Source organism: Domibacillus epiphyticus (genome assembly GCF_001975785.1).
GTDB classification, from domain to species: Bacteria; Bacillota; Bacilli; order Bacillales; family Domibacillaceae; genus Domibacillus; species Domibacillus epiphyticus.
In genome coordinates this window covers 19967-27742 of record NZ_MSFI01000003.1, presented here as the reverse complement: position 1 = coordinate 27742, position 7776 = coordinate 19967, and the positions used below count along the sequence as shown (strand labels likewise).

Genomic DNA, 7776 nt, shown 5'->3' with positions numbered 1-7776 from the left:
ATTAAAGTATCCCGGGAGGAAAATTTGTACATTTCCGGAGAGGCCGCCAAGCTTCATCAATGCTTGATTAATGTAATCAAGAATGGGATTGAAGCGATGCCTGAAGGGGGACAGCTCAGTGTCTCTTTAAAGAAAACGGGCTCCAAAGCAGTGCTAAGTGTTACCGACAGTGGAACAGGGATGAGCGAGGAACAGCGGGAGAGGCTGGGAACGCCTTATTACACAACAAAAGACAAAGGCACAGGACTTGGCACCATGGTCGTCTACAGCATTGTTAGAGCCATGGGCGGAGAGATTAAGGTGAAAAGTGAAGAGAATAAGGGCACTAGTTTTACAATTGTCCTTCCAATCGCTCAAAATAGTCAGCCTAAGGATGGAATGAAAGAATTATAAAATATAAATGTTTGGTATTAAACTAAGAGTCTCTATTAGTCCAGGATACTGTTGATATCCAGATTGAGAAGGATTGTACACTAACGGGGGCTTTTGTTTAATATCTCGGCTGTCATTTCGGCAGCCTTTTTCTTATTCAGCTAACGGAGCAGGTTAGCTGAATAAGGATTCTTTAAGTAAGCGTATTTTGCATACTTAGCACATTGCAAAAGCTATCTTTTATCCTTATTTTACTTTCTGGAAAACATACTCATGTATATCTTCATTTTTTTATTTTTACTTTTCCACGATGAATAAGAAAAAACAGCAAGCGAAAACCAAATAAAACTAAAGGAGATCCATTGGATCAAAGTGATTGTATTTTCAAATATAAATATTCCAAGGAGAAAAGTGATAGTTGGAGTAATATACTAAAAAAATCCAATTGTAGTTAAAGAAATTCTTTTTGAACCTTCTGTGAACCATAGTAGCGGTAAAACAGTAAGAATACCTGCACCCATTAACAATAATGATAAATGAATGTCTAAACCAAAATACATTTTATGATTTCGTTGTAAAAATCCTAAAAAAAGCAATGCAAAAGGGGTAACCATCATTGTTTCTATACACATCCCGACTAGTGCATCTGTCTTGATATACTTTTTAGCCAATCCATAGATCCCAGAAGTAATAGCTGAAGAGAAAGCAATCCATGGAATTTTGCCATAGTCATAAGTAATAGCCAGCACCCCTAAAAAAGCCAATATCATAGCTGCAAGTACGCCTATTCTTACGTTATCTTTTAATATAAGGGCTCCCAAAATCATGCTAACGATAGGCGTAATATAAAGTCCTAAACTTGCCTCGATAATATGGCCAAAGTTCACTGCCCAAATATAAATCAACCAATTTGCACTTATCGCAAGAGATGCCACAAATATATAAAAGAATTGTTTGAAGTTTACTTTAAATTCTTTAAGCAGCGTAAAGAAAGCCCGCCGTTTTTTAGGTTTATATATCATAATAATAACAACAAAGATAAACCCCCATAGAATTCGGTGAGCTAAGATCTCCATTGAAGAGACTGTATCCAGGGCGTTCCAGTATAATGCTAGAAACCCCCAAAGCAAGTAAGCTAAGGAGGTATAGATATAACCCATTATTTTCTCTGGATGACTGGAAATATGATCTTTTTCTTTAGCTGATAGATTCCATTCAGTCACTGCTTTCAACTTTCAGTAATGACCTATTTATAAATATCGCAACGCTTTATTCTTCTACAGGATTTTTCGGCCCGTTAAGTTCTAATTGATAAAAAGCTAGGTCAAGCCATCTATTGAATTTAAAGCCGGCCTTTTCTATTGTGCCTGAATGAACAAAGCCAAAGTTTTTATGCATGGCAATACTTTTTTCATTTGCTGCATCAATTCCAGCAATTAAGGTCATATACTCTCTTTCCTTGGCAATAGCGATTAATTCTTTCATTAAAGAAGTCGCAATTCCTTTTTTTCTGTATTCCTTATCTACATAAACAGAATGTTCAATTGAATATTTATAAGCCGGCCAGGCTCTAAAAGGACCGAATGTCGCAAATCCAACTACTTTATTATCTTGTTCGCATACTAATATTGGATAACCTTCATCCATCTTTTGTTCGTACCAATTTTGTCTGCTTTCAAGCGTTTGGGGTTTATAAGCGTATACAGCAGTAGTATGGAGAATAGCATCATTATAGATGTCTAAAATATCTACTAGATCTTTTTGAGTCGCTTCTCTTATCATTTTTTTCTTCCTCTCGAAATAAATTTGTTTTTCTTCATTTATTTTAGAACCCTTCATACAAAACGTAAAATTGAACTTTTTAACCCCTTGCTATAGACTAAAGTTATGGCAAAGCAGTCAGCAGAATTAAATAAGGGACGGTGCGGACATGACGCTCCAACAATTTCGTTATATAGTGGAGATTGCCAAGCATAATCCTATCAGTAAAGCCGCCGCTGCACTTTACGTGACACAGCCCAGTATCAGCAAAGCAGTGCGTGATCTGGAAGCTGAGTTAGGGATTACGATTCTCGATAGAACAAACAAAGGGGTAGTCTTTACAAAAGATGGCACAGAATTGTTGTTTTACGCTAAAATGCTTCTAGAACAAATGGAGTCTGTGGTCCATCATTTTAACAAGGAGAAAACAACAGACTTAACAAAATTTTCTGTTTCATCTCAACATTATGGCTTCGCTATAGAGGCTGTTGCAAATTTAATGAATTATTTTGCTGAGCGGAAATATGAGCTAGCGATTCGGGAAGGTAAGGCAACCGATGTAATTGATGACGTGTATGCAAGCAGAAGTATTCTGGGAATTTTATCTCTGACCGATTTAAATAAGCATTTTTTTGAACGTTATTTCATCTCAAAATCACTAATATTTACTCCCCTTGCTTCAATGAGACAGCACGTCTTTCTACGAAAAGAGCACCCTCTGGCTCATCTCGAATGCATTACCCTAGAGCAGTTAAGGGACTATCCTTATCTGACCTACCAGCAGGACGACATGTTGCTGCATTTTGCGGAAGAAGCCCTCAATGTAGACGACACTGGAAAACTGGTCTATCTCAAAGATAGAGGGGCGATGAACAACCTCCTGTCAAATACAGACAGCTACAATCTGGGAACAGGCTGTATCGTGAATAATTACATGAACCCCAATATTATCTCTATTCCATTGGAAGGAGTCAATCTGATTCAAGTGGGGTTAGTAACACGAAGTGATGTGTTTTTTCCAGAAGAGGTTCTAGTATATATTGATTTTTTAAAATTAGCTTTGGAAAAATCTATGCCCAAAGACATATAAAAGTAAGTGTAAGAGGTTTTTTGACACTCTGCGGTTGTTTATTCTTTTTATACGTTATCCTCGTGCCGGGTTTAAAATTCGTTTGAAAGCTAATCCACCGTCAATATAAACATATTCCTTAGTAAGCACGTACTGGGTATGGCTACAAGATTGTAAAGAATTGTACTTAAACTAATGAGGGCTTTAATTGAATGGCTCTGTTAAAGCCTGATGTTGATTTTTGAACAAAAAACAAAACCCATTAATTAATGGTGGGTCTTACTAAGTTATCTAGCTATCGTTCTCCGATAGTATAAGTGAGTCATCTTCGATGACAAAAAAACCTAATTCACTGAAAAGGGCTTTTTCTGAGTGAATTAGGTAATCATTCATGTACGGATAACAAACTCTATAAAAGGAGAACCTACTCAATGAAACAGGTACTTATTAGGGACATGTTAATTATAAATTAATATGCTTTAATCCTTATTTCATTCACTATTTTGGGTATTACCATAAATAACTGCCTGTGCTACTATTACATCTTGTCCATTAAAAGTACAAGAAGGAGACCCATATAATTTATAGCCTTCATCAAGCAATTCAGAAATCCTCTTACAGAAATTCGCATCATCTTTTCCAGTTATTAATCTGTATTTAAGCTTTTCTTCCATATATAATACCTCCTATATGCATATCCCTCTATTATATCCTTTCTCAATTTCTTTTAGCAATTGAACTATTCTTCCCGTTAGCTAGCCATGCAGCACAAGCACGGCCCCATAGATAAATTAAGGAAACTCGTTTTTTCATGGGAGTTTAATAAAATCAACAACGAACGATAACAGAGCCAATTGAATAAGAAAAAATTTAAAAAATGAAATTTTTTTAATTAAAAAATGAAATTGTTTTTATTTTTGGTTCATAAGCAATTCATGATCACAGGTTAATCTAATGATGTACGAAAATATGTTATTAGGAGGAAGACAATAATGAAAAAGAAATTCTTGGTGCCCGCATTAGCCGTCACGGTTCTGGGTGGAGGGATTGCAGGTTCTGTATTAAACATTTCAGCATTTGCAACAGGCAACGCGCAGACAGAAGTTTCACAGAAGGAAGAACAAAAGCAATTAGAAAAAGAGGTTAAAGTAACGAAACAAGAAGGTATTGACATTGCGCTAAAAGAAGTCAATGGTGAAGCATCACATATAGAACTTGAAAACGAAGATGGCGTTGTCATCTATAGTGTGGAAATTACAGACGACCAAGGCCAAAAACATGAAGTCGCGGTAGATGCCAATACTGGCAAGGTTTTAAAAGTGGAAGCGGATGGTGAAGAGTCTGAAAACGAAGATGGCGAAGAAAATGACAAAGAAGAACAAAAACGACTTGAAAAAGAAGCGATCTTAACGAAAGAAGAGAGCATTGTGATAGCTCTTAAACAAGTTCCCGGCAAGGTAAAAGACGCGGCACTTGAAGATGAAGACGGTATTGTCGTGTTTGCAGTAGATGTTATTGATGAAAAAGGGCACGAACAAGAAATCGTAGTAGATGCAAAATCCGGCGAAGTGTTAAAAGTAGAGGCGGACGATGAAGAAGACGATGAAGAAGATGATGATGATGATGATGAAATGGATGACGATAACCAATAAATCATCATGATCTACAAAGGATCCTATTTGATTGCTGCAGATAGGGTCCTTTCTATACATAGCTATTTTTAATCTGGTCCATTTTGCGTTTTTTTAATTAAATGGTCCATTCTAGTTAGCATGAGGATAATAAAATGAACGGGGGTGATTTTTATATAGTGTAAAATATCAGCTTGCAATGGCTTTTGTTATCACCTTATTGTCTCTAACGGTTTTCTGTTTTATAGCTTTTCAAATTAGTGCTCAAAAAATTGGACAATTTGACAGTCCAGGGATAGGCTTTATTCAAGGGTTCGAGTCCTCCCTCCTAACATCAGTAATGAAATTCTTCACTTTCATTGGATCATTCAAGGGAGTTGCACTACTTTCAATTCTTTTTTTATTGGTTTTTCAAAAAATAATACCAAACCGGTCTGAATTGATTTTACTTACTATAGTCATTGCGGGCCACTGTTTTAAATCACATGTTAAAACTGTTGTTTCATCGTGCTCGTCCTGAATTGCACCGGCTTATTGAAATAATTGGATTCAGTTTTCCAAGCGGGCATGCAATGAATGCTTTTACGGTATTCGGCATCCTAACGTTCTTACTATGGAGGTACATTTCCGCCAAATGGGCAAGGGGCATGTTGATTTGCTTTAGTATTGTAATGATTTTAGCAATAGGTGTAAGCCGCATTTATCTAGGCGTTCATTATCCGAGTGATATTATAGGCGGCTATTGTGCGCTTCCGTTCGCCATTGGGTTCTTTCAACGTTATAAAGAAAAACGGTATGTGGCAAATGATATGATTAAAGAAGGGAGATAAAAGATGCAAAGAATCTTGATTATAGAGGATGAAGAAAGGTTAGCGGAGTTTTTAGAACTTGAGCTCAAATACGAAGGATATTCAGTTGAGATTGCCTATGACGGTCGTTTAGGATTGGACAAAGCAATGAATCAAGAATACGATATTATTCTCCTCGACTTGATGCTGCCGGGGTTAAATGGCATTGAAGTATGCAGACGGCTGCGAACGGCCAAAGACACACCCATCATTATGCTGACAGCCAAAGACAGTGTCATGGACCGTGTCATGGGTCTGGATAATGGCGCAGACGATTATTTGCCAAAGCCCTTCGCCATTGAAGAACTGCTGGCAAGAATGCGTGTTATTTTTAAACGCGAGGAGCGAATGTCAAGAAATCAAAACCGGTCTTTAACATTTAAGGATATGGTGCTTGACTTAGAGTCGCGGCTTTTGGAAAAGGAGAATGAAACAATCGAGCTTACGAATAAAGAATTCGAACTTCTTTCTTTTTTTATGAAAAACATTAACAGGGTTTTGACGAGGGATATACTGTTAGAGCAAATATGGTCATATGATGCGGCGGTCGAAACAAATGTGATTGATGTGTATGTACGACACTTGCGTAACAAATTAAATACCGATGAAAAAGAAGCGTACATTCAAACTGTAAGAGGAGTCGGATACGTGATGCGGGAATGAAAAAATGGAGCAGCTACTTTTCTGGACTTCCTATCAAATGGAAAATAACAATCTGGTCTTCAGCATTCATGTTTATTCTCTTTTTTTCTTATTTAGTCCTGCAGTATATGATTATTGAACATAGATCTTTAAATTACGAAAAACAAAACATAAATCGTCAGCTAGAAGAAATGCTTGTCATAATTGAATCCAATAACCAGCCTCTCACAATAGAGGAGATTAAAAAAAGCGAAAATGACTTTTCAAGAATAAACGATGAAGATCAATTAACCCGAATCATTGATGAAAAAGGGAATATCGTCTTAAGTGTCTCAGATGGTTATCCAGAAACAGAGATCATCCCTTTGCCAGTGAAAAGCAAGAAGTTTGAAATCGTTCGAAATAGCGAGGATCCTCTTCTGATTTTAAGAGCGCCGATAGTTACCGATGAATTTGTTGGTACTGTTGAGATTATTAGAAGCATGGAGATGTTTGATGACTTTATTGATAACATTTTCTTTGTGCTGGTTGCTGCGGGTCTGGGCGGACTGTTATTGAGCTTTCTTGGCGGGACCTTTCTTTCAAGACAACTTCTATCCAATGTGCGGGTGATGACAGATACGATGCAAAAGATAAAAGTTAATGGCCTTGAAGAGCGTGTCCCAGTTTATGAAACTAATGATGAGATCGCGCAATTAGGAAAGCTTTTCAATGAACTAATGGATGATCTGGAAGAGTCTTTTACGCAGCAAAAACAATTTGTTGAAGATGCTTCCCATGAATTAAGGACTCCTCTGGCTATTATCCATGGGCACCTGTCCTTGTTAAATCGCTGGGGGAAAGATGACCCTGAGGTGTTAAACAAGTCGCTCCAATCAAGCTTAAAAGAAGTGGAGCGCTTGATCCAACTTGTTCAAGAGCTGTTGGAGTTATCACGAGCAGAAACGGGAACAACTGGACCCTCTGAGGTTAGGCAGGTTCAAGCCGATCATTTAATTCAATCGGTTAAGCGTAATTTCGAACTATTGCATCCTGATTATGTGTTTACGGTACACATGCAGGGAGACACGCCGTACGTTTCTATTCCTTCCCGTTATTTAGAGCAAGTTTTAATTATTTTATTGGATAATGCCGTAAAGTTTTCAACAAATAAAAAAGAAATCATCATCACGTGTACTTCTGAAAAGCAAATCATGCGTATACAGGTGATTGATAAAGGGATCGGAATACCTAAACAGGATATTCCGTATGTGCTAAATAGATTTTACCGGGTTGACAAAGCCAGAAGCAGAAAACAGGGTGGGCTAGGTCTCGGTCTTGCGATAGCGAAACGATGGGTCGAAAAATACAATGGCACTATCAGTATTCAAAGCAAAGAAGGGGAAGGGACAACCTTTACAATCACTTTCCCTGCTGCTCTTCTTTAATTGTTTTTAATTAACTTGCCTAGATG

Annotated in this window: 9 protein-coding genes; 6 read left to right on the top strand and 3 right to left on the bottom strand. The window is 37.4% G+C overall.

The window, feature by feature from the left end:
* Window positions 1-393 (top strand): sensor histidine kinase (locus BTO28_RS02440; RefSeq protein ID WP_144289437.1); only part of this gene is annotated, 393 nt, incomplete at its 5' end.
* Between the two features lie 410 nt (window positions 394-803).
* Here BTO28_RS02440 and rarD read toward each other — a convergent pair.
* Both rarD and BTO28_RS02430 read right to left on the bottom strand, forming a co-directional pair.
* On the bottom strand, window positions 804-1595 hold the full coding sequence (rarD, locus tag BTO28_RS02435) for an EamA family transporter RarD (protein ID WP_083711258.1): 792 nt from the start codon (window positions 1593-1595) through the stop codon (window positions 804-806).
* 46 nt (window positions 1596-1641) lie between these two features.
* The gene (locus tag BTO28_RS02430; protein ID WP_076763708.1) at window positions 1642-2154 is read right to left on the bottom strand and encodes a GNAT family N-acetyltransferase; all 513 of its coding nucleotides are present in this window, start codon (window positions 2152-2154) and stop codon (window positions 1642-1644) included.
* 148 nt (window positions 2155-2302) lie between these two features.
* On the opposite strand from BTO28_RS02430, the gene BTO28_RS02425 reads away from it, so the two are divergent.
* Entirely contained in the window at window positions 2303-3223 is a 921-nt protein-coding gene (locus tag BTO28_RS02425) for a LysR family transcriptional regulator (RefSeq protein ID WP_076763704.1), read from the top strand.
* Between the two features lie 470 nt (window positions 3224-3693).
* On the opposite strand, the gene BTO28_RS02420 is transcribed toward BTO28_RS02425, so the two are convergent.
* Entirely contained in the window at window positions 3694-3876 is a 183-nt protein-coding gene (locus BTO28_RS02420) for a DUF1737 domain-containing protein (RefSeq protein WP_076763702.1), read from the bottom strand.
* 318 nt (window positions 3877-4194) lie between these two features.
* On the opposite strand from BTO28_RS02420, the gene BTO28_RS02415 reads away from it, so the two are divergent.
* From BTO28_RS02415 to BTO28_RS02400, 4 genes are all read left to right on the top strand, one after another.
* A complete protein-coding gene (locus BTO28_RS02415) occupies window positions 4195-4854 on the top strand; it encodes a PepSY domain-containing protein (RefSeq protein ID WP_076763701.1) in 660 nt (219 codons plus the stop codon).
* A 464-nt stretch (window positions 4855-5318) separates the two neighbouring features.
* Window positions 5319-5663, top strand: a complete 345-nt coding sequence (locus BTO28_RS17385) for a phosphatase PAP2 family protein (protein WP_233129807.1) — start codon at window positions 5319-5321, stop codon at window positions 5661-5663.
* Window positions 5664-5666: 3 nt separating this feature from the next.
* On the top strand, window positions 5667-6344 hold the full coding sequence (locus BTO28_RS02405) for a response regulator transcription factor (protein WP_076763699.1): 678 nt from the start codon (window positions 5667-5669) through the stop codon (window positions 6342-6344).
* Window positions 6341-7750, top strand: coding sequence for a HAMP domain-containing sensor histidine kinase (locus tag BTO28_RS02400; protein WP_076763697.1), 1410 nt, complete (start codon window positions 6341-6343; stop codon window positions 7748-7750). Before BTO28_RS02405 ends, BTO28_RS02400 begins: the two co-directional genes overlap by 4 nt.
* Window positions 7751-7776 lie beyond the last annotated feature (26 nt).